This is a genomic window from Acinetobacter sp. BSP-28, from assembly GCF_044130285.1.
Taxonomy (GTDB): Bacteria; Pseudomonadota; Gammaproteobacteria; order Pseudomonadales; family Moraxellaceae; genus Acinetobacter.
The window spans coordinates 19,272-40,849 of record NZ_JBIQOB010000017.1 but is presented as its reverse complement, the minus strand read 5'-3'; the positions used below and the strand labels follow the sequence as shown (position 1 = coordinate 40,849).

The following is a 21,578-nucleotide window of genomic DNA, read 5'->3' as shown; positions in this document are numbered from 1 at the left end:
AATGATAATAAAGGGTAGAGGAGGTCATCTAAGAATTTAAAGCACAAGACTTATTTAACATTGATGACAGAAAAAGTGAGTTGTTGGGAACTTAAAGAAGAGGTGGTACTTATAATGGTTACTAAAATACAAATACTTAAAATATTAAATATATAAAACAATATATTACAAATATATATGATGCGTAGTGTACGCATCATATATAAAGCTTTCTATTTTGATATAATTGATCCAATCAACCCCTTATTAGGTTTCATTTAAATTCCATGAGTCTTACTGAAATTAAAGTTCGCCAAGCTCATTGCAAGGAAAAAACTTGTTTTTTATCCGATGAAGATGGACTTAGCCTGAAGATTGAGCCGACTGGAAGAAAATCTTGGTGCTATCGCTATACAGATCCACAAACAAAAAAACGTCGCCGCATTCAGTTGGGGCTTTATCCTGATTTATCGCTGAAAAAGGCACGACAAGTCAAAGATGACTTTAAAGACAATAATTATTGTTTTGAGCATGATACTGTCTCTAATGTCATCACCTTTCGTAAGGTAGGGGAGGAGTGGCTGCAGTTCAAACTGAAAAATGCATTTAATGATTCACCCCGCTGCGGTGTACTACAGTTAGCAGAAAGATGTTTACAGCAAGATATTTATCCAGACCTTCAGGATTTACCTTTTCAAAACATCAAGCGTTATGACCTGGTTTCAGTAATCAAAAAAATAGAGGGACGCCAAGTAAAAGAACCTGTCAAGAAAGCTTGTAGTTATTTGAACCAAATTTATGACTACGCTGTAGCGATGGGTTATTGTGAATTCAACATCGCGCATGGTTTAAATAAAATCGCCATTAACAGTAAAATCAAGAAGAATTATCCGTATTTGAAAGCGGAGGATATATCAGATTTTAAGAAAAATTTATTAAAATTGGATGCCCATCCGATTATTAAAAAAGCACTGCTGTTCAAATTACATACTGGCGTGCGAGGGGCTGAATTGTTATTGGCTGAGCCTCATCATTTTGATTTAAATGAAAAAATCTGGAAAATACCTGCCTTGCATATTAAACAGTTTCGACGAAAAGTCATATTAGGCCATGAGATTCCCGACTTCTTAGTTCCACTTTCAGATCAGGCTTTAGATATTTTAAAAGACGTCATGCAATGGTCATACGGTGAAAAGTACATTTTTGCTAGCCCACGGAAACATAATCAACCGATTCATTTTAATACATTAAATATGGCTATACGTAAGATGGGCTATGGAAAACATCAATTATCCTCTCATGGACTACGTTCCACTTTTAGTACCATTTTGAATGACTCAGGTTTGTTCCAGGATAACTGGATTGAGGCACAACTTTCACATATTGATAAGAACCGTACCCGTGCCAGCTATAATCACGCTGACTATTTAGCCCAGCGGACTGAAATGATGCAGTGGTGGGGTGATTATTTAAGTACTGCTAAGTGAAAATCGTACTTTTATACATAGACTTAAAACATTATGGGGTTTCAAATGGATAGTAAACAATATACTTGCCGTGTTACATGGTCAGCAGAAGATAATGAGTATGTTGGGTTGTGTGCTGAGTTTCCATCATTGTCTTGGCTTGATGCGGATCAGTCTAAAGCATTCTCAGGAATAGAGGAGCTCGTTGCTGATGTTGTCGCTGATATGATTAGCAATAATGAAAAAGTTCCTACACCACTCTCCGGGAAAATATAGTAGGCAGTTTGTTGTCCTTGTTCTCAGTGGTTCAACAAAAACTAGCCCTCGAAGCCGCAGAACGTGGCGTGGACATAAATTGTTTAGTATCAGTAAAAAGAGCGATGTAATTTTAGTACGAGTGAGTGATAGAGCAGGAACTTATGCTTCATATATTCAGTAAATGGTATGTTTTTGAATTAATAGGTATTTTTAAATAAAGCTTTCTTTGATTTAGTGCTTTTTATTTAATAAATTAATTTTAAAAACAACTTAGGCTAATTGATAAACACTATCTGGAAAGATTAAAAGAAAATATTTTTTAATTTCTGCTAATTCATTTAAGGCAGGTTCCCTTTCAAGCAGTTGAAATGTCCAAATAAGTACAGCCTGATGATTATCATAGCAAGTATTTACTCCAAGAAAATTAGCCATTCCATAACTTCTATTGATGTTCATTTCTTTAATTAATTGATTTCCTAAGTCACGAGCTTGCTGGCTGATCAATAACTCATTTGTTAACACGGCGGTCATCTCCACAAAATAATCTAGTGCAGGTTCAATCCTTATACTTAAAAAGTTATAATTTAGTTGAAATGGATAAAATATACTTTCTATAAGTTTTAATAACCTGCTGTAGGTTAATTTTAGCAAAGTATTACTCAGGCAACAACTTTAAATAACCCGCAGCAAGTTATTTTTTGTAAATTAATTTAAATATGATTACTTGTAAGTTATCTAGCCTCATGGGCGATAGAAAAATTTTAAAATTAAGTGAAGTGGTGCATGCAACAGGTATCAATCGCAATACGCTCACAAGTATGTATTATGACCGTGCTGTACGTATTGAATTACCAGTCGCCGATAAGTTGTGTAAGTACTTTAACTGTACGATGAATGATTTGTTTGAGTTTAAGGAAGAAGTTGAAGAAAAGGATTAACTAATACTTCGTTTGATAAGTTTTCCCTACAGGTCTAATACTGAATTTTATAAAGCTTCATCGAAAACATATATTTACTTTATTATTTATATAAAGGAATCAATCGAATGATAGAGGTATTTTTCTTATAACTTAGTTAAGAAGAGGGGCTAATGACCCACAATAGCGGTAACTATTGTGGGTTTGTTCCATGTAATGCAAATTGCCGTACAAGGAATTTAAAATGACTTCACTCCTCATCTTACGTTGCCCTTGTACTTATTGCAAGATTTTGAGTCTTTTTACAGGATTTTTCATTACACCATTTAAATTACTTCTTTTTATCATGTCGATAATGTTGGGTGCCAAGGCCTGTCGCCATAACATTTGAAATTGAAAGTTCTATAGATGTTCGCAATCCATCGAATAATTGAACCTCATTTGATGCACGAAGATAGTCCAATATATTTTCGCTCAAGGACTCTATGATTGCTTTGGGATTTCTAATTCTAAATTGATCACTTTCAGCCAATTTAATGAGATGTGACAGGTCTGGAAATGCTTTACTACCCGCCAGTTTGAGTGCCATTTTATGATCAATGGATTCATAAATGAGTGTATGCGTAATATCGAAAGGTGGCGAAACAAAAATGTTCTTCATATCTGAGGAATATTGCAGAGCAAAGTTTGATATACGCTGAATTATCAGGAGACTTTCCCTTGGGAGATTCTAGGCAGCCAACTTATAAAAGTCTTCGGCCATTTGATTTGGTGTCTTAAAACCCAAACCCTTTTGAATTCTTCGATGATTATAAAATAACTCAATGTATTTTATAATATCTGCTTTGGCTTCTTCTCTGGTTTGATAGTTGTAATGATGCACTAACTCATTTTTCAGTATTCCCCAAAAGCTTTCAATCGGTGCATTATCGTAACAGTCTCCGCGCTTGCTCATTGAACCTTGAAAACCATATTGCTCAAGTATATTTCGATATTCATGGCTGCAATATTGACTTCCTCTGTCTGAATGCACAATCAGTTCTTTGGTTGGTTTTTGATTGTGAATAGCCATATTTAGCGCATTACAAACAAGCTGTGCTGTCATGCGCTCATTTAAGCTATAGCCAACCACTTGCTTCGTGTAAAGGTCTTTTACCGCTGCTAAATACAGCCATCCTTCAACAGTCCATATGTACGTAATATCACTTGACCATGCTTGATTTGGTCTAGTCATTGAGAATTGTTTCTCCAGCAGGTTTTCATAGATCGCTCGATTATGGTCACTATTCGTAGTCCTTTTAAAACGCTTGTGTCGCTTACAATACAGGTGGTTCAGCGCTTTTATCTGACGTACAGCGTACATACTCATTTTTATACCCTGAGCTTGTAAGTATTTGGTTAATCGAATATAACCATAGCTCTGCCTTGTCTCCTCATGGGCTATTTTCACCAATATCGTCTGTTGATTTCGTTGAATCGTTCTTTTGCTCACGCCTCTCTTGAGCCAATCATAAAAACATGAAACTGAAACATGAAGTAATCGAGCCATTAAGGTAATTGGAAAAGAATATCTTTTTTGTTTCATATAGGCGTACCTTACTGACTTTCTTTGCCAAAGTACGCTGCTGCCTTTTTTAAAAATTCACGTTCCATTTCAGCTATTTTGAGCTGTTGTTTGAGTTTTTTATTTTCTTCGAGTAGAGCGTTTAGATCAGGTGAATACTGTTTTGTACCTGCTAAAGTTCCAGCCTTTGCTTTGGTATTCCAATTTGAAAGAGTTTGCATTGAAATGCTAAGTTGTCTAGCTGTTTCCGAGACATTGCCTTGATTGGCTTCAATTAATTTGATGGCTTCAGCTTTAAATTCTGTGGTGTAAGTCTTGTGTTTCTTGCTCATGGTAAACTCCTGATAAGTGTGTTTAGTTTACCAAGTTAAAACCTCCTGTTTTTTCAGCACACATCAGGTACAAGTTAGAGTGAAAAATAGGCTTAAGCAGCACAATATAACTGATGCAGGGTTTGCATAATCGTCAGGATTCTGGGGTCAGATACTTGATAGAAAATCTGTTTACCTTCACGACGAGTGCTGACCATATTATTTTTACGCAGTACAGTCAGTTGTTGGGACAGTGTTGGTTGATGAATATCAGTGCTTTCCTCAATTTTCTGTACATTGAGTTCGCCTTCTACCAAGACACATAAAATTTTTAGGCGGTCAGGATTTGATAAGACTTTTAAGTAGTTTGTGACTATATCGACTTCCGAAAAATCAATTTTAGCCTGATTAGTTCCAGTATTCATTACGATCTCCTTCAGTCCTGCATAGTTAAAAATCATTTATGAAAGAATATCACAGAGTGCTTGATTAATATTATATATTATATATTATATATAAATATATTGTAAAGTTAAGTAGACTCGCTATGCATGATTTCCTGATTGCTTTTCTCGGCGGTTTGATGCTCGGTGTATCGGTCGTTGGTTACCTGTATGTGCATGGTCGTATCGCAGGCATCAGTGGCTTAATCGGACAGGTGCTGAATCCTAAAATGATGTTTAAAACATCTGCGATTTGGTTCATGGCGGGTTTAATCACTGTGCCATTTATCTATGGACTGTTTGTTCAGCCAGAAATTGAATTGAATGCGAGTCCGCTGATGCTGGTGGTTGCGGGTCTCTTGGTCGGCTTTGGTACCCGCTTAGGTTCAGGCTGTACCAGCGGTCATGGCATTTGCGGGATGAGTCGTTTGTCTAAACGTTCCATCGTGGCCACCATGAGTTTCATGTTTGCTGGTTTTGTCACTGTTTATATTGTTCGTCACGTGACTGGAGCATTTTAAAATGAAAAATATTTTAGCTTTTATTTTTGGTGCTCTTTTTTCTGTCGGACTGATGGTTTCAGGCATGTCCAATCCGGAAAAAGTGCTGGATTTCCTGGATCTGTTTGGTGACTGGGATGCAAGTCTGGCCTTTGTGATGATGGGTGCAATTGCCGTGGCATTTATTCCCTTTCAAAAAGCCATGCGTTCTGCAGCACCGAAAACCGTATTTAACGAACCTATTGTATTGCCCACCAGTCAAAAACTTGATCCACGCTTAATCATTGGCAGCCTGTTGTTTGGTATCGGCTGGGGGATTGCTGGGGTATGTCCAGCACCAAGTTTCACCTTGATTGGCCTGGGGCATTACCAGGTCTTCTATTTTATTATCGCGATGTTGATTGGCGTATTGCTGCACCGTAAATGGGCTGGAGAATAACGATGGCAAAACACCCACTGGTACAGGATTTTTTTGACGAGGCGACCAATACCTTCAGTTACGTGGTATCCGATCCAATAACAAAGCGCTGTGCCATCATTGACAGTGTGCTGGATTATGATGCGGCATCTGCAACCACTTCAACCACACAGGCAGATCGTATCATTGCCTATGTCAAAGCACAGACTTTAGACGTGGAATGGATTTTGGAAACCCATGTTCATGCAGATCACTTGACTGCAGCCCAGTATTTGAAACAGGAACTGGGCGGAAAAATTGCAATCAGCCAGAAAATCGCTGTGGTGCAGCAGACCTTTGCTGCAATTTATAATCTGGATCTCAAGCAGGTGAATGCTAGTCAGCCATTTGATCATTTATTTGAAGATGGTGAGCATTTCAAAATCGGTGAGCTGGATGTCTATAACATAGCAACACCGGGGCATACGCCTGCTTGCTTGAGCTATGTGGTTGAAGATGCCGTCTTTGTCGGCGACACGCTGTTTATGCCGGACTATGGTACGGCACGTTGTGATTTTCCAAAGGGCAGTGCAGAAACGCTTTTTGATTCGGTACACAGCCTGTATCAGCTACCAGAAGATACTCGGGTCTTCTTGTGTCATGACTATCTGCCTGAGTCACGTCATGCGTATCAGTGTGAAACCACTGTTCAGATGCAGAAACAGCATAATATTCATGTGCATAGCGGGATCAGTAAAGCCGATTTTGTCGCAATGCGTCAGCAGCGTGATGCGGGACTGAGTATGCCGAAGCTGATCCTGCCTTCCATTCAGATCAATATGAAAGGTGGACAGTTTCCAACGCCAGAAGAGAATGGGGTTTCTTATTTAAAACTTCCGCTCAATTACTTCAAATAGACATGTTTCAAGATTAAACAAAAAGTTTGGTCTTTTGTTTAATTGCATTAGCAAAGAGAGGAACAGTGGCTATGTGGGTGTTAATACTGGAAGGGTTGGCCATCGGTGGCTTGCTGGGTTTAACCGGTGCTGGTGGCGGTATCCTGGCTGTACCGGCACTGATGGCGAGTCAGGGCTGGACCGTGGCACAGGCTGCGCCTGTGGGCTTGCTGGCAGTGACTCTGTCTGCCTTGGTCGGAACGTTCGAGGGTTTATTCAAGCGTATTGTACGTTATCGCGCTGCGCTCTGGATCGCCCTGATCAGTATTCCTTCAGCACGCTATGGCGTAAATCTGGCTGGTATTGTTTCTCCGGTCTGGCTGACGATGGCTTTCAGTCTAGTCATGTTGATTGTGGCTTACCGGATCTTCTTTAACAAAGTTAATGACCATGAGAATCCACCGTGTAAGGTCAATCAAACGACCGGTCGCCTGATCTGGAATGTGAAAACGGCCTCGTTCCTCGCCGGTATTGGCGTAGTGGCGGGTTTGCTGACTGGCTTGCTCGGGGTGGGCGGCGGTTTTGTGATTGTTCCAGCGCTGCGTAAATTCACCGACCTCGATATGCGCAGTATCGTCGCGACTTCCCTGATGATTATTTTCCTGATTGGCGGTGTCAGTATTACTGCACACGTGCTGGATGGTTTTCAATATCCTGTTTCGGTCACACTGACTTTTGTTCTGGCTTGTATTGTGGGAATGTTGATTGGACGCAGTCTGATGCACCGGATTGAAAGTAACCGGGTACAGAAAATTTTTGCCACGACTGTGATTGGGGTAGCTGTGTATTTAATCTATTCAGCACTCATGGGCTAGTCCCGTGAAGTGCTCTCCGGACGGAGATAGAAAGTCTGCTTCTGGATGACAGATGAATAGCCTGTTTTTCTGTCATTTGAATGAATATCCAACCGGTGTAGAGTCTAAAATGAATTTAGCAAATGGGCTGTTTGCAATAGTGTGATCGTTGTAACAGTGCTGGAATGAGAGTTTATAACAAAGTGCTTTTAAGTTGCTGATCTGGCATTTATAACAGATGAGGCTGATTTTGATGAGTGAGGAAGAGTAGAAATGATGAAAACGGCAGAGCAATTGATCCGGAATGCGAAAAGCCGGATTCAGGAAGTGAGTGTAGATGACTTACTTGAAGCCATGAAAAATCATAAAACCATTCTAATTGATGTTCGGGAACCAGATGAATTTCAGGCGGCAGCGATAGACCGTGCGGTGAACTATCCTCGTGGTGTTTTAGAAATGAGGATTCACCAGCATCCTTTGGCGAGCCATCATTGCGATACCCTACAGGCACTGGAACATCTTAAAGATCAGCCGATCTATTTGATCTGTGGTACAGGCGGCCGTTCGGCACTGGCTACAGATACTTTGCAGAATATGGGTTTTACTCAGGTTAAATCCGTTCAAGGGGGATTTCAAGCATGGCTAGAGCAGGGCTATCCGGTACAAAAATAATCTATTGAATAAGCAAAACCTTATTGTTGATTGTTTAGTTTGAGAGAAAGTCATGAAATACAAAGAATTAACCCAGAATATTTCAGGTAATTTAAGAACGCTCAGTCAGGATTCACCTGATTTAATGAAAAGTTTCAATCAATTATCCCAGATCGCAATGCATGATGGTGTGATTGATCCCAAAACCAAGGAATTGATTGCATTGGCGATTGGTGTGGCTGCACGTTGTGATGGTTGTATCGGTTTTCATGTCAGAACCCTGGTCAAAATGGGCATGACCCTGCAGGAGCTGGAGGAAGTTCTGGGTGTTGCGGTGTATATGGGCGGTGGACCTTCATTGATGTATGCCGCAAATGCCCTGGAAGCATTTAAAGAGTTTTCCAACTGATTGGATAGTGGCGTAAATGGAGGGATGAAATGAGTCAGCACTGGAATGAATTGTATACCCAGACGCAGGACCTATACGGCACAGCAGCAAACCTGTTTATCCAGGAAATTGCGCGGAAAATCCGGATTGAAGGTAAAACACTGGCAATTGCTGAAGGAGAAGGAAGGAATATCCTGTACCTGGCTGAGCAGGCAAGACAGGATAATTATCCTTTTTCGGCAGAAGTTTGGGATTATTCCGATGTTGCTTTGAAGCATCTGTCCAGCAAAGCCGAAGCCACAGGGATAAATCTTGAACTCCGACATGTTGATTTAACAGCAGCTAAATGGCCATCCGAGCGTTATCAAAACGTGATTTGTGTATTTGGTCATTTCGATACAGAAACGCAAACAAAGGTTTTAGAAGGCATAAGAAAATCTTTGCTAAACGGTGGATGGTTTATCGGTGAGCTGTATTCAAAGGAGCAGATCAACTATAAAACTGGTGGCCCTAAAAATATCGAATATTTATACGATCCGTGGGATATTTTGCAGGTTTTCAAGCAGGATCATATCCATCATTTTTATGTTGGAGAGCAAGAAAGACAGGAGGGAAAATTACATTGCGGTAAATGTCATGTTATTCAATTTGCAATACAAGTGATGAAGTAAAAACAAGTGAATTATTAAATGTGATGCAAATATTCAGCATTGCAGTACTTTAAAAAGAGGTTTTATTATGTCAAATCGGTTCAAAAATAAAGTTGCCCTAGTTACTGGTGCGGGTTCTGGAATTGGGAAAAGCACAGCTATGCTTTTAGCGAAGCAGGGTGCAAGTGTTGTAGTATCGGATATTAACTTTGAAGCAGCACAAAAAGTTGCTGAGGAAATTGTATCTTTAGGCGGTAAAGCGGCTGCGAATAAAGCCAATACGGCTGAACCTGAAGACATGAAAGCAGCAGTTGAATTTTCAGTCAGCACCTATGGTGCGCTTCATTTAGCTTTTAACAACGCTGGAATATTGGGTGACGTTCAGCCAATTGCAGATTTAAGTATTGAAGCTTGGCGTCGTGTGATTGATATTAATTTGAATGCGGTCTTTTATGGCTTACATTATCAAATCCCTGCAATATTGGCAGCCGGCGGTGGTGCAATTGTGAATACAGCATCAATTTTAGGTTTAGTTGGGACTGAAAATATTTCTGGTTATGTTGCAGCTAAGCATGGTGTAACCGGGCTTACTAAAACGGCTTCGCTAGAATATGCTAAAAAGGGTATTCGTATTAATTCAGTACATCCTGGTTATATTAAAACACCTTTAATTGGTGAGTTTGATGAAGCTGAACTGACAAAATTGCATCCAGTTGGTCGTTTAGGAAATCCGGAAGAAGTTGCTCAGGTCGTTGCTTTCTTACTTTCTGATGATGCATCTTTTGTAACGGGCAGCCAGTATGTAGTAGATGGTTCATATACTTCACAATAGTTAATTTTAGGAAAGGCCTTCACCTAATTGAGAAGGTTTTTCCTTTTAGAGTTTATATATAAGTATATGTTTTACAAATAAAAAACCTTATGGAATTCATCAGGTGTTTATATGAAATATCGTGTCAACTTATTTTAAGCCTAGGCAATTTAATTTTTTGATTAAATAGCAGTTAGTAAGATGTATTTTATTAGCTAAAGTTCCCACTAACTTTTAATGGAAACTTTAACTATGGTTTTAGATTTTATTCATAGGCGAGTTAAAGTAAACTGTTAATAAAATTATCAGGATCAATTTCATCCGTCACAATAACATGTACGCCAATATTTTTGAGTTTTTCTCGCAATCTGTCACCCATCCCTGTGGTTACGAACATGTCCATAGGTAACAGTTTTTCTAGTACCTCACCCGACTGAGAAAATGATGCTTCTTTCTCCACCTCAATGAGCTGTTTGTCCATAACTTTCCCATCTTTGAGCTCATATTTCCAGAATTTTCGGCATTTCCCAGCATGCGGAGTAATATGACGTCGGTTCTGTGATGTAATTACAATTACCATAAAGATTTCTCCAAACCAAACCGATACTACTGCTCTTTATAGGTATGTATCGGTTCATGATGATTCATAAGTTAAGCTTGTAGTGACAAAAACTATTCAAAAACATAGCTAATACTATTCAAGCAAGATTTTCCAAAACAAACTGAGGTGACTTGATAAAGAGTTTCAACAAAGCTTGGGCTGAGCTTGAGGGATGACGAACTCCACGTTCCCAACTTTCTAAGGTACGGGCGGAAATACACAGTTTTGATGCTAGTTCTGTCTGTGAAATATTGAGAGCTTGCCGGATCCTTACAATTTGTTGTGCTAAATCCAGACAACAGTTGCTATTAAAATCACTTTTTGGGAGATGTGCCTGATCATGCTGAAGTAGATTCATCATTGTCTCCTCCTTATCGATATACTAGAAAGCTGTAATAACACTTTGAAAAATCCAAAGGTCATTGAGACTGTGACAGCCGGATTTCAAATAAATTTGAATACAGATAAATTAAAAGCCATATTCATTATTACGGATAGGATCACTGTGACTGAAGATGCTAATTGTGAGCTGCTCACATGTTTTGGATAGATGAATATTTTCAGCCATATCGGAAACTGCGGCAGACTGCTCAGCGATACCACATCTGCTGATTTAGTGGATGAGTGTTAAAGGAGGAGCACGACCCTGAGGAATAAGGAACCACGGATGAGGTAGAGACAGCGTATATGGGACAAATGTACTGAAGAACTGCAGTAAGGTCTGAGTTCTGATCAGTACTAGTCTGAGTTTGGTATCGAGTAGCGGTAGGGTATAGCTGTGCACCAGGCAAAACTGGCAGTCATGACCGGTATGTGCATCATCCCGCTCTTGATGTTCATGTCGATTCTGCACATGTGTGAAGACATGTGCATTATTTTGGTCTGCTCCGCTGGCTTGATTGCTATGCGGATGTGATGTTGCGAAGCTGTGGTGTGGATGAACGTTAGTAACTTCTAGATGTAATGCTGCGGCAATAGTTTTACATACCGAAAAAACACTGTGTTTTTCTGGTAATAAAGGCTGCAGGAACACAGCGATCTGTAACAAGATTGCTGATAACCCCAGCAATCTTCCCAACATCATGAGCACTTCACTACACTTTTATGGACATTACATAGGTTATAATATAACAAAATATAAAATTTATAATTGAAAAATAGACGATAAAATCGATTTTAATCTGCTACTAAACATAATTTTATTTTTTCTTTATGGAATAGGAAGCGTAAGATCATTCTGAAACGAATAAAGTCTTATTAAAGTTGGACTGCATTGTAGGTTTGGTTATTAAAAAGTCATTGTATTTTCTATGAGGATAGATTTGAAGTTTAACCCAAGATTGGCTTATATTTATTTTACTACTTATTTTTATTTTAAATCCTTATAAATATAAGTCGCGGATAACAACTGTTCTAATAGAGGAAAATCATGTTTAATATTCTGATGTATCTACCTTGGGGCAAGGTGCCTGAAATCACTTGTCAGGAATTATTACAGAAACAGGAAATTGTACAGATTGTTGATGTCCGAAGTGCTCAAGAGTTTAAACACAGTCATATAAAAGGTGCTGTTAATTTACCTATTACACAGTTGAATGAATCTACAATACAGTCATTGGGGCTCAATCTGGATCAGCCCGTGGTGACCATTTGTTTATCGGCGCACCGGAGCATTCCAGCGACACGCAGATTGGCCAAGATGGGATATTCAGTCACACAGTTAAAAGGTGGTATGAAATCTTGGTGGAAAAATGGCCTGCCTTGTATCAAAAACTAAGTTTTAAATATGCTCTGTGAGCTTCTAAATTTTAAAAAGGAGTAAGACTATGTCGACTCAACCAAATGTAAAAGATTTTTTTGATCCTAAAACAAATACATTCAGTTATGTAGTTTCAGATCCAGGTACAAAACAATGTGCGATTATCGACAGTGTTCTCGATTATGACTCTGCTTCAGCAGTGACATCTACCACGCATGCCGATCAAATCATCGCGTATGTCAAAGAGCAGGGCTTACTGGTTGAGTGGATTTTGGAAACGCATGTACATGCAGATCATTTAACAGCAGCACAGTATTTAAAACAGCAGCTCGGTGGAAAAACAGCGATGAGCAAACGGATTTCATTGGTACAGGAAACCTTTAGCTCAATCTATAACATTGATATCAAACAGTTCAATGCTTTCCAGACATTTGATCATGTATTCCAGGATCATGAAAAATTTCATATTGGCAACTTACAAGCCTATAATATTCCTACCCCTGGACATACACCTGCATGCTTGAGTTATGTGATTGGAGATGCTGTTTTTGTAGGTGATACCTTGTTTATGCCTGATTATGGAACGGCACGATGTGATTTTCCGAAGGGCAATGCTGAAACTTTATTTGATTCTGTGCAGACCCTCTATCAGTTGCCTGAAGAAACTCGTGTTTTCCTGTGTCATGACTATTTACCGGAATCACGTCATGACTATATCTGTGAAACCGATATCAAAACTCAGAAAAAGTCTAATATTCATATTCATACTGGTACAGAAAAAGCGGAGTTTGTTGCAATGCGTCAAAAACGTGATGCAACCTTAAGAATGCCTGAACTGATTTTGCCATCCATTCAGATTAATATGAATGCAGGACGTTTTCCTCAGCCAGAAAAAAATGGCGTATCTTACTTAAAATTGCCTCTCAATTATTTCAAGTAAGCAAAGTATTCTTCTGAACACTTTTTGTACAATACATAACTTTCTCCTGCATCAATCGTAAGAGAAAGTTTTTTAAATTTTAAGCATTTAATTTAATTGACTTTTTATTTATTTATTTTGCTTTTCAAAACTAAGTATATATTATATATTTGTAGAATGAAAAGTTGAGTAAATACGTAGGAATTTATCTTTAAATTTCATGTTTTTATTCAGCGTATCCCTCTTATTCGATGCCAGTCGAGAGAAAACTTGCTGAAGCGAAGTGGAATCTTTATTGCATTTGCAGCCATACTTTTGCAAATTGCAGTATATTTACAGCCTCTGCTGCCGGAAAAATTTCACATTGCTCCGGTCTGTATGTCGATTACCCACAATCTTCTTTCGCCTGTCGATCATCATCATGTCCACTCAGTTCATCATGAGCTGCTCAAGGATTTGATTCCTCAACATTCCCACGATCACAATAAACATAACCATCAATGCCAATATTGTACGGTTTATGGTGATTTGGTACTGCCATTTAAGCTGGGGATTGATGAAGTTCTGGACCGGATTCAGGTTCGACTTAATTTCTATCAGCCTGTCTTCCGGCATGTCTATTTCAGCTTACAGAAGTTGTATTTGCTGCCGCAGGGCAGGGCGCCTCCTTTGGCTCTTTAGGACATGATTGGTCACGTCAAACAGTTGTTTTGTTTGCACTACACAACATCTTAAAGAGTTTTAATCATGAGAATTCAGTTTTCGCTGTTCGCTAACAGTGTAATGGTTTCGTTCGCCCTCAAAAAAGTCTATAGCGTATCTGGTATACGGGTTTCATCCCTATACCAGAAGATCGATGTCTGGCAAGGGGTGTCAGTTTCACTGCATCAATCGGTGCTGTTGATGTCCTCCCTGTATTCAATTGATCAGCAGGAGGCAGCATGAATTTAGGGCTAACCGCGCTGGAACTGGCACGTATCCAGTTTGCATTTACCGTATCATTTCATATTATTTTCCCGGCAATTTCTATTGGTTTAGCCAGTTTTCTGGCCGTTCTGGAATGGCGTTGGCTTAAAACTAACGATCCAGTATACCGGGACTTATTTAAGTTCTGGATCAAAGTCTTTGCACTGTCCTTTGGTATGGGCGTGGTCTCTGGCGTGGTGATGAGCTATCAGTTTGGTACCAACTGGAGTGAGTTTTCACGGATTTCCGGCAGTGTCACAGGACCATTACTCGCTTATGAGGTTTTAAGTGCGTTTTTCCTTGAAGCCGGTTTTCTGGGGATTATGTTATTTGGTTGGGGCCGAGTGGGACCGAAAACCCATTTTTTCGCAACGCTGATGGTGGCTATAGGCACCTGTATTTCAATGTTCTGGATTCTGTCCTCGAATAGCTGGATGCAAACCCCTCAGGGCTTCACCATTGAAAATGGCATTATTGTCCCGCAAGACTGGTTTGCCATTGTCTTTAATCCATCTTTCCCTTATCGATTGGCACATATGGCAATGGCTTCCTTTCTGGTCTCTGCTTTGCTAGTAGCTTCCACAGCCGCATTTCATTTATTAAAAGGCCGTCGTGATGCCTTGGTGAAAAAATCATTTTCCATGGCCATGTGGATGATTCTGGCATTGGCACCTCTACAAATGTTTGTCGGAGATATGCATGGCTTGAATACCCTGGAACACCAACCAGCCAAACTGGCAGCTATGGAAGGACACTGGGAAACCAATAAAGATCATGGCATGCCACTGTATTTATTTGGTATTCCAGATATGGAAGCAGAAGAAACCAAGTATGCGATCGGAATTCCGAATCTGGGCAGTCTGATCATGACACATACCTTAGATGGTGAAGTCAAAGGCTTAAAGGAATTTGCACCTGAAGACCGTCCAAACTCGCTGGTCATATTCTGGAGTTTCCGGATTATGGTCGGACTGGGTGTACTGATGATTTTAATGGCAGTTCTAGGTGCATGGCTAAGAAAAACTGACAAGTTCTATGACTCGGTATGGTTGCATAGATTTGCTCTATATATGGGACCTTCAGGATTTATCGCTTTGCTTGCAGGTTGGTTTACTACTGAAGTCGGTCGTCAACCCTGGGTGGTTTATGGCATTTTACGGACCAAAGATACGCTTTCTCCCGTTTCAGCGGAACAGGTGGGTTTAACCCTGATCATTTTTGTAATGGTCTACTTTATTGTGTTTGGTGTTGGCATTTTCTACATGCTGAAATTGATGCGTAAAGGTCCGGAGTTTATACATTCGGCACCCCATAGTGAGCAGGCGGTCATACAGGCATCAAAACGTCCTTTAAGTACAATTGATGAGGAGAGCGATCTGGATAAAGTAAGTCCTACACAATCTCAGGAGAATCAAAAATGATCGATTTATCATTAATTTGGATTCTAATTATTGGATTAGGAGTGCTGATCTATGTCGTGCTAGATGGTTTTGATCTCGGTATCGGTATTCTATTTCCCTTTATTGGTGATCGACAGGAACGTGATGTTATGATGAATACCGTCGCGCCCGTCTGGGATGGCAATGAAACCTGGATGGTACTGGGTGGTGCAGGATTATTTGCTGCATTTCCCTTAGTGTATTCCACTGTACTGTCCGCCCTGTATATCCCAATCATTCTAATGGTGATCGCGCTGATTTTCAGGGGAGTTGCCTTCGAATTCCGGTTTAAGGCCAATAAAACCAAACATTTATGGGATCAGGCCTTTATTTGGGGGTCGATCTTGAGCTCATTTTTCCAAGGACTGATTTTGGGAGCCTATATTCAGGGGATTGAAACCACGAATGGCATCTATACTGGCGGCGGTCTGGATTGGTTAACACCTTTTTCCCTGTTTACCGGTTTAAGTGTAGTCGTATTGTATGCAACGCTAGGATGTGGCTGGTTGATCTTTAAAACCGAAAAAATGCTGCAGAACCGCATGTTTGAATTGATGCCAAAACTGCTGATTTCATTACTGATGATTTTTGTTTGTGTCAGCATCTATACGCCTTTGGCTCATCCTCAAATTGCAGAACGCTGGTTCAGTCAACCGCAACTCTTTTATTTTAGCCCGGTACCCGTACTGGTTCTGCTGTTTACTTTCCTGGCAATCAAAGCCTGTAAGCAGCGCAAAGAGTTCCTGCCATTCATTTATACTTTGGCTTTGGTGATTCTCGCTTATAGCGGTTTTCTGATTAGTTTATGGCCTTATGTCATTCCACCATCAGTCACCATTTGGGAGGCTGCAGCACCTGCCAGTAGTCAATTGTTCGCCCTTATTGGCGCACTGATTTTAATTCCGATCATTCTTATTTATACCGGACTATCGTATTGGGTTTTCAGGGATAAAGTGCGCGTGGGTGATGAGGGTTATCATTAAGGAGGCTGAATGAAAATTTCTGAATTGAAATGGTTTATTGGCTTATGGCTGGCTGGTTTTTTAAGCTTGGCCTTGGTCGCAGGACTGTTTAGATTTCTGTTAAAATTGGCGTATTAAGTTTTAAACACAGGTCAGTGAGGTTTTCCTTACTGACCTATTTTCTATAGAGGTTCAGTTTTTTTAGATGCAAAAAATTGCTGGATCTGAATAAGTTTGATGAGAGATTTGGACTAAAAATAAATGAGGAGTAAATGATGAAAAACCATCTTTTTTGTGTAGGCATTGAATTTAAAAAAGCATCGGATCCATCGGAATCCTATGCGTATGTGACAGCTTATTTAGGCGCAAAAAACATTGATGAAGCAATTCAACGGGTAGAAAAACAGCTGGAGCAAGAAGGAAATGAAATCCTATTTGTCCGCGGCTGCTGGGTCGTCGATTCAGACTGTGATGATGGTTTCTGTCCAACAGATGAGAGTAGGACGCTAGCAAACAATGATTTGCTTTTTAATGACCAGATCAAGTTTGGAAAATTACAAGAATGGTCAATCAATAATAACTACGAATACTAATTTCGTAAGTGATGCATCAGTTGGTTTTTTCTTTCTGATGCTGTAGTACTGTTTTCAATTTAATATATTAATCTAGGCTCTTAGCACATACTAACCAAGCATCAAAAAAGTGATTTAATGAGATAAATTTGTATATAATTTAATCTGCTTGTAAATAAAAATATAACAGGCTAAAAGAACCTATACAAAAAATCAGCATCAGGATTGATCAATTATAGTGCTTTGGTCGGCTATGAAAAATTTTGTTTTTTAAGCAAAATTAACTAGATAGTATAATCTCATCTATTCGAATTTTATTAGGATCAGAAGACTAGAATGGATTGATGTTAGTGATCTACATATGACCTAAGATCAGAAATGAAATAGAGATTCTAAAGCCGGTCATTGAATAACACTTTAACGATAAAAAAGATTCGAAAGGAGAATACATGAGTATTCGTAATAATCGACGGGATTTTCTAAAAATGGCAGCTGGTGTCGGACTCATCACTACAGCAGGTCTGCATTTAAGTCATACCACTCAGGCTTCAGCAGAAACGAATGCGGTTACTGTGGTTGTAGTAGGAGCAGGATTGGCCGGGCTGGCAGCGATTAACCGCTTAAGCAAACAGTTGCCGAATGCCAAGCTAATACTTATTGATCATAATACCACGCATCGATATCAACCAGGTTATACCTTATTGGCAACTGGGATATGGCAATCAGTTGATAAAGTATTAAATGATAATACAAGCCTTGTACCCAAAGATGTGAATTGGATTCAATCTAATGTGCAAGCATTTGAGCCTGACCAAAATCAAATAGTGACAGAGGCAGGTGAAACAATAAAGTATGATTTTTTGGTGGTTGCTACCGGACTGCGTTTAGGGTATGAACAAATTCAAGGTTTATCCAAAAGTGATTTGGGTAAAAATGGAATTGGTAGTGTCTATGCTAGCCCCGAAATAGCTTTAGCAACTTGGCATCAGATGGACAAATTTCGAAAACGTGGTGGACGAGCGGTAATGACTATGGCGCATACGGATATGAAATGTGCAGGTGCACCGTTAAAAATGACATTCATGTTATATGACCGCTTGCAACAAGCTGGGACACTGAGCAATAGCCAAATCGATTTTTTTAGTCCAAGCAAACAAGTCTTTAGTGTTCCTAAGGTCAATGAAAATGTGCTTAACCGTTGGCAATCACTTGAAAAACCAATTGATGTTTATTTTGAACGAAAATTAACAGGTATTGACGTCGATAAGAAAACTGCATTTTTTATCGATATACAGGGAAATCAGCATACAGAAATGTATGATTTTATACATCTTGTACCACCGATGGTTGCTGTAGATAGTGTAAAAAACAGCCCGCTTGCTAATTCTATTGGCTGGCTAGAGGTTGATAAATATACATTGCAACACACTCGCTACCCGAATGTTTTTGGATTAGGTGATATCAATGGCACTCCAAAAGGTAAAACTGCAGCTACAGTCAAATTATCTGCTCCAGTGGTAGTACAAAATTTGATTGATGTGATGAAAGGTCAGTTGCCAAGTCAGAAGTTTAATGGTTATACCTCTTGTCCACTTTTAATTGAAGAGGGTAAAGCAATGTTGGTTGAATTTGACTATGAAAATAATTTAACACCAACTGTACCATTTGTTGATCCATTGAAAGAAAGTTACTTTGCTTGGTTTTTAGAGGAAATGATGCTCAAGCCAGCCTACATGGCTGTGGCGAAAGGGCGTGTTTAATTTAGCAATCAGGAACAGGAAATTATAATGATAATCTATCAAATGCTTATGATGTTATGGGAAGCTATTTTAGAAAATAGACTACTTGTTGCCATTCTTATAACGGTTCTTGTAGCACCATGGTTATATTGGTTTATCAATGGTAGAAAAAAATCATTCAATCATCAACGAAGTTTAATTGTCGCCTTGGTTGTTTCAGTTACTGGCTTCTTTTTCTTACCATTATACTTTTCAGCCACAATATTGGATCTAAGCTATTGGGTGGATTGGGCATTTCATATTACGATGGTCTTAGCAGTTTTAGTCTATAGTTATTTAGTTTGGTTACCATTAACAGCAAAGCACAAGATTATTGAATAGATGAAAGTATCCAGTGAACTCCACTTTCTCTATTGGGGTCTGTTGAGAATTAGCCAAATTAGGATGACAGATCCATAATGGCTAGACTACGGGGGCAGAAGTGTAAAAAACAGGCTATTTCTTGAATCTGTACTGTGTGGATCGCTCGAGCCGGCAGTCATTGGCATGATTTACTTCCTGAATTAGGTAAATGGAATACTATCTTTAAAAAGTATAGAGACTGGGTGAAATCCAGTCTATTTGAAATAATATTTGCAGCGATTAAGATAATCTGGAGATGGAATGTGCCATGAATGATGTGAGATACTATATTGAACGTCAATCAAATTTTGAGATTATTTTGACCAATAAATGATTTCTCTGATAGGCGGTCTGATATTTTTGCATGCAATAACACCGACGTACACGCTTGCAGATTAGTGCATTCAAGGCACACATTTTACCTTTACCCAGACTTAACAATCATTGATTAATTTTCAGTACATCCTACTTCTTTTTATTGTGGGACAATAAAAAAGCCCACCTTGCAATGAGCTTTTCAGCGATTAGATCACTACTTTATCAATTCATATAAATACACTAGTCCATAGAATGGATACTGAATTCATCATTTTTTGCAAAGACAATAGATGTCAAGATTGGAATAGCCAAAATAATAGGGAATGAAATGATCCATATGTCCGTTGTTACCTTACTTGAAAATAAAAATTGAGTCGCGATAACAACCAGAAGTAATAATGAAAACAAAATACTCGCGAATCGGATTACAAATTTGAGAGGCATTTGTCTGCTCCTAGGTGATTCTATTTGTTATTAGAAAGTATACGCCTTCTCTTAAGTTATGTATTTTTTTTTGAACGAAAAAAGTAAACATCCAGCTAATATCTCTTGGTAATCAATCTGAAGATTGTCAATAAATAATTTATATAGTTCTTATATAAAGTCTATGCATGAGGGATCTTTTTGTTCTCAATTAACTTACCAAAGAACAAACCTGTTTCAAACAGCAACCACATCGGGATAGCGAGCATAATCATGGATAGTGGATCCGGTGGCGTGACAAACATGGCGATAAAAAAGCAGCTGACAATAATAAATTTACGCTTATCGACCAGTTGATCTGTGCTGACCACGCCAATCAGGATGAGAATCAAGGTTAGAATCGGAATTTCAAAGGTCATCCCAAACACCAAAAACAGCTTTAAACAAAAGCTTAGATAACTGTTGATGTCAGTCATCGGTGCAACCGTGTCAGGGGAAACACTGATAAAAAAGTGCAAAACGGAGGGCAGGGCGATGAAATAGGCGAAAGCAATCCCGGCATAAAACATTCCGATACTGCCGAGCAATAGTGGTAAAGCCAAGTTTTTTTCCCTTTGATACAAGGCGGGTTTTACAAAGGCCCACAATTGATACAGGATGAACGGCATGGCAATCATCAAGGCCATAAAAAAATTCAGTTTAAACGGTGCCATGAAGGTTGCCGTGACATCGGTGGCAATCATCGAGGAACTTACTGGCAACTGGGCGCGTAGCGGTTCAGACAGCCACTGATAACTTTGATTAGCAAAGGGTAACAGGCAGAAAAAAAGGACAATCAGTAAGCCTATTATTTTAATCAGATGCTGGCGCAGGATAATCAAATGCTGGGTGATTGGCATATCCTGTAGCGGCATCTGCTGCTCCGGATCTACCATGGTGGGCGTAGCTTTAGGTTTCATGCTATTTCCCTGATCTGTTTTTGAAACCGAGTAAGTTGTTGAACTTGAGAACCAGTTTGGCTGAGCAAATTTTGTGGCTTGGTTTCAACAAATTGATAGATGGGAAACTTATTTTTTTGATTATTATCGATTTTGATGTGCGTCCGTTGGTCATAATCCATGATTTTATCATGCTGTAACTGCTGCATCTGGCTCTGCATTTGCCGCTCCAGCTCATGCAGACGCCGCATTTCATTCTGCATGTCCTCACGTAGTTCTGACAGTCGAAGTTCACGGTCAATATCCTGCTGGACATTATTGATCAGGCGTTTGATGTGCCCGTACCATTTTCCGGCAAAACGTGCGGCCTCGGGCAGTTTCTCAGGACCTAATACCAATAAGGCAATCACACCGAAGACCAGCAATTCCGTCATGCCTACATTCAGCATTTGATC

The 21,578-nt window shown here is 39.4% G+C and carries 29 protein-coding genes; 20 read left to right on the top strand and 9 right to left on the bottom strand.

What is annotated here, in order from left to right:
• Positions 1–266: 266 nt before the first annotated feature.
• Entirely contained in the window at positions 267–1,466 is a 1,200-nt protein-coding gene (locus tag ACE01R_RS12740) for an integrase arm-type DNA-binding domain-containing protein (protein ID WP_000059658.1), read from the top strand.
• 33 nt (positions 1,467–1,499) lie between these two features.
• Positions 1,500–1,721 carry a hypothetical protein gene (locus ACE01R_RS12735; protein ID WP_005403786.1) on the top strand — a complete coding sequence of 74 codons (222 nt, stop codon included), beginning with the start codon at positions 1,500–1,502 and terminating at the stop codon, positions 1,719–1,721.
• Between the two features lie 252 nt (positions 1,722–1,973).
• On the opposite strand, the gene ACE01R_RS12730 is transcribed toward ACE01R_RS12735, so the two are convergent.
• Positions 1,974–2,225 carry a hypothetical protein gene (locus tag ACE01R_RS12730; RefSeq protein WP_004758991.1) on the bottom strand — a complete coding sequence of 84 codons (252 nt, stop codon included), beginning with the start codon at positions 2,223–2,225 and terminating at the stop codon, positions 1,974–1,976.
• A 194-nt stretch (positions 2,226–2,419) separates the two neighbouring features.
• Between ACE01R_RS12730 and ACE01R_RS12725 the strand changes: the two genes are divergently transcribed.
• On the top strand, positions 2,420–2,641 hold the full coding sequence (locus ACE01R_RS12725) for a helix-turn-helix transcriptional regulator (protein WP_004658364.1): 222 nt from the start codon (positions 2,420–2,422) through the stop codon (positions 2,639–2,641).
• A 310-nt stretch (positions 2,642–2,951) separates the two neighbouring features.
• Here the strand turns inward: ACE01R_RS12725 and ACE01R_RS12720 are convergent, their stop codons facing one another.
• The 3 genes from ACE01R_RS12720 to ACE01R_RS12710 form a co-directional block, all read right to left on the bottom strand.
• The gene (locus ACE01R_RS12720; protein WP_228157021.1) at positions 2,952–3,209 is read right to left on the bottom strand and encodes a hypothetical protein; all 258 of its coding nucleotides are present in this window, start codon (positions 3,207–3,209) and stop codon (positions 2,952–2,954) included.
• 141 nt (positions 3,210–3,350) lie between these two features.
• Positions 3,351–4,516, bottom strand: a protein-coding gene (locus ACE01R_RS12715; protein ID WP_395551549.1) for an IS3-like element ISAba22 family transposase whose coding sequence is annotated in 2 segments (ribosomal slippage) — positions 3,351–4,258 and positions 4,258–4,516 — 1,167 coding nt in all. Because the reading frame shifts where the segments join, the coding sequence is not laid out codon by codon here.
• A 92-nt stretch (positions 4,517–4,608) separates the two neighbouring features.
• Positions 4,609–4,920: a metalloregulator ArsR/SmtB family transcription factor gene (locus ACE01R_RS12710; RefSeq protein WP_016165477.1), complete on the bottom strand. Its 312-nt coding sequence runs from the start codon at positions 4,918–4,920 to the stop codon at positions 4,609–4,611.
• A 122-nt stretch (positions 4,921–5,042) separates the two neighbouring features.
• Between ACE01R_RS12710 and ACE01R_RS12705 the strand changes: the two genes are divergently transcribed.
• The 8 genes from ACE01R_RS12705 (at position 5,043) to ACE01R_RS12670 (ending at position 10,106) form a co-directional block, all read left to right on the top strand.
• The gene (locus ACE01R_RS12705) at positions 5,043–5,459 is read left to right on the top strand and encodes a YeeE/YedE family protein (RefSeq protein ID WP_016165476.1); all 417 of its coding nucleotides are present in this window, start codon (positions 5,043–5,045) and stop codon (positions 5,457–5,459) included.
• A 1-nt stretch (position 5,460) separates the two neighbouring features.
• Complete coding sequence (locus tag ACE01R_RS12700) at positions 5,461–5,877, top strand: YeeE/YedE family protein (protein WP_016165475.1); 417 nt, start codon at positions 5,461–5,463, stop codon at positions 5,875–5,877.
• A 2-nt stretch (positions 5,878–5,879) separates the two neighbouring features.
• Complete coding sequence (locus ACE01R_RS12695; protein WP_121594995.1) at positions 5,880–6,752, top strand: MBL fold metallo-hydrolase; 873 nt, start codon at positions 5,880–5,882, stop codon at positions 6,750–6,752.
• Between the two features lie 71 nt (positions 6,753–6,823).
• Positions 6,824–7,606: a sulfite exporter TauE/SafE family protein gene (locus tag ACE01R_RS12690; RefSeq protein WP_016165473.1), complete on the top strand. Its 783-nt coding sequence runs from the start codon at positions 6,824–6,826 to the stop codon at positions 7,604–7,606.
• 255 nt (positions 7,607–7,861) lie between these two features.
• Positions 7,862–8,257 (top strand): rhodanese-like domain-containing protein, encoded by a 396-nt coding sequence (locus tag ACE01R_RS12685; protein ID WP_121595002.1) that lies wholly within the window; start codon positions 7,862–7,864, stop codon positions 8,255–8,257.
• Between the two features lie 52 nt (positions 8,258–8,309).
• A complete protein-coding gene (locus ACE01R_RS12680) occupies positions 8,310–8,645 on the top strand; it encodes a carboxymuconolactone decarboxylase family protein (protein WP_086197102.1) in 336 nt (111 codons plus the stop codon).
• Positions 8,646–8,674: 29 nt separating this feature from the next.
• The gene (locus tag ACE01R_RS12675; RefSeq protein WP_086197101.1) at positions 8,675–9,295 is read left to right on the top strand and encodes a class I SAM-dependent methyltransferase; all 621 of its coding nucleotides are present in this window, start codon (positions 8,675–8,677) and stop codon (positions 9,293–9,295) included.
• A gap of 67 nt (positions 9,296–9,362) precedes the next feature.
• Positions 9,363–10,106, top strand: coding sequence for an SDR family NAD(P)-dependent oxidoreductase (locus ACE01R_RS12670; RefSeq protein WP_121594997.1), 744 nt, complete (start codon positions 9,363–9,365; stop codon positions 10,104–10,106).
• Between the two features lie 259 nt (positions 10,107–10,365).
• Here ACE01R_RS12670 and ACE01R_RS12665 read toward each other — a convergent pair whose 3' ends face one another.
• The 3 genes from ACE01R_RS12665 to ACE01R_RS12655 all read right to left on the bottom strand — a co-directional run bounded on the left by ACE01R_RS12665 (position 10,366) and on the right by ACE01R_RS12655 (position 11,770).
• Positions 10,366–10,665 (bottom strand): NifB/NifX family molybdenum-iron cluster-binding protein, encoded by a 300-nt coding sequence (locus tag ACE01R_RS12665; protein WP_120366198.1) that lies wholly within the window; start codon positions 10,663–10,665, stop codon positions 10,366–10,368.
• 118 nt (positions 10,666–10,783) lie between these two features.
• The gene (locus ACE01R_RS12660) at positions 10,784–11,044 is read right to left on the bottom strand and encodes a DNA-binding transcriptional regulator (protein ID WP_120366197.1); all 261 of its coding nucleotides are present in this window, start codon (positions 11,042–11,044) and stop codon (positions 10,784–10,786) included.
• A gap of 255 nt (positions 11,045–11,299) precedes the next feature.
• A complete protein-coding gene (locus tag ACE01R_RS12655; RefSeq protein ID WP_121594998.1) occupies positions 11,300–11,770 on the bottom strand; it encodes a DUF2946 domain-containing protein in 471 nt (156 codons plus the stop codon).
• A 345-nt stretch (positions 11,771–12,115) separates the two neighbouring features.
• On the opposite strand from ACE01R_RS12655, the gene ACE01R_RS12650 reads away from it, so the two are divergent.
• The 9 genes from ACE01R_RS12650 to ACE01R_RS12610 all read left to right on the top strand — a co-directional run bounded on the left by ACE01R_RS12650 (position 12,116) and on the right by ACE01R_RS12610 (position 19,423).
• Positions 12,116–12,463 carry a rhodanese-like domain-containing protein gene (locus ACE01R_RS12650; RefSeq protein ID WP_086197098.1) on the top strand — a complete coding sequence of 116 codons (348 nt, stop codon included), beginning with the start codon at positions 12,116–12,118 and terminating at the stop codon, positions 12,461–12,463.
• A gap of 49 nt (positions 12,464–12,512) precedes the next feature.
• Positions 12,513–13,385 carry an MBL fold metallo-hydrolase gene (locus tag ACE01R_RS12645; RefSeq protein WP_395551548.1) on the top strand — a complete coding sequence of 291 codons (873 nt, stop codon included), beginning with the start codon at positions 12,513–12,515 and terminating at the stop codon, positions 13,383–13,385.
• Positions 13,386–13,634: 249 nt separating this feature from the next.
• On the top strand, positions 13,635–14,045 hold the full coding sequence (locus ACE01R_RS12640; protein WP_121523966.1) for a DUF2946 family protein: 411 nt from the start codon (positions 13,635–13,637) through the stop codon (positions 14,043–14,045).
• A 66-nt stretch (positions 14,046–14,111) separates the two neighbouring features.
• Positions 14,112–14,309 carry a hypothetical protein gene (locus tag ACE01R_RS12635; RefSeq protein WP_121523968.1) on the top strand — a complete coding sequence of 66 codons (198 nt, stop codon included), beginning with the start codon at positions 14,112–14,114 and terminating at the stop codon, positions 14,307–14,309.
• On the top strand, positions 14,306–15,751 hold the full coding sequence (locus ACE01R_RS12630) for a cytochrome ubiquinol oxidase subunit I (protein ID WP_086197094.1): 1,446 nt from the start codon (positions 14,306–14,308) through the stop codon (positions 15,749–15,751). Before ACE01R_RS12635 ends, ACE01R_RS12630 begins: the two co-directional genes overlap by 4 nt.
• Positions 15,748–16,752: a cytochrome d ubiquinol oxidase subunit II gene (cydB, locus tag ACE01R_RS12625; protein ID WP_395551547.1), complete on the top strand. Its 1,005-nt coding sequence runs from the start codon at positions 15,748–15,750 to the stop codon at positions 16,750–16,752. The genes ACE01R_RS12630 and cydB overlap by 4 nt, the downstream gene beginning before the upstream one ends.
• Positions 16,753–17,003: 251 nt before the next feature.
• Positions 17,004–17,324, top strand: a complete 321-nt coding sequence (locus ACE01R_RS12620) for a hypothetical protein (protein ID WP_026438522.1) — start codon at positions 17,004–17,006, stop codon at positions 17,322–17,324.
• Positions 17,325–17,752: 428 nt separating this feature from the next.
• Positions 17,753–19,063 (top strand): NAD(P)/FAD-dependent oxidoreductase, encoded by a 1,311-nt coding sequence (locus ACE01R_RS12615; protein WP_395551546.1) that lies wholly within the window; start codon positions 17,753–17,755, stop codon positions 19,061–19,063.
• A gap of 27 nt (positions 19,064–19,090) precedes the next feature.
• Entirely contained in the window at positions 19,091–19,423 is a 333-nt protein-coding gene (locus tag ACE01R_RS12610; protein WP_395551545.1) for a hypothetical protein, read from the top strand.
• A gap of 944 nt (positions 19,424–20,367) precedes the next feature.
• On the opposite strand, the gene tatC is transcribed toward ACE01R_RS12610, so the two are convergent.
• Positions 20,368–21,144: a twin-arginine translocase subunit TatC gene (tatC, locus tag ACE01R_RS12605; protein WP_121523809.1), complete on the bottom strand. Its 777-nt coding sequence runs from the start codon at positions 21,142–21,144 to the stop codon at positions 20,368–20,370.
• Positions 21,141–21,572, bottom strand: coding sequence for a Sec-independent protein translocase protein TatB (gene tatB / locus ACE01R_RS12600; RefSeq protein WP_121523811.1), 432 nt, complete (start codon positions 21,570–21,572; stop codon positions 21,141–21,143). The genes tatC and tatB overlap by 4 nt, the downstream gene beginning before the upstream one ends.
• Positions 21,573–21,578: the final 6 nt, after the last annotated feature.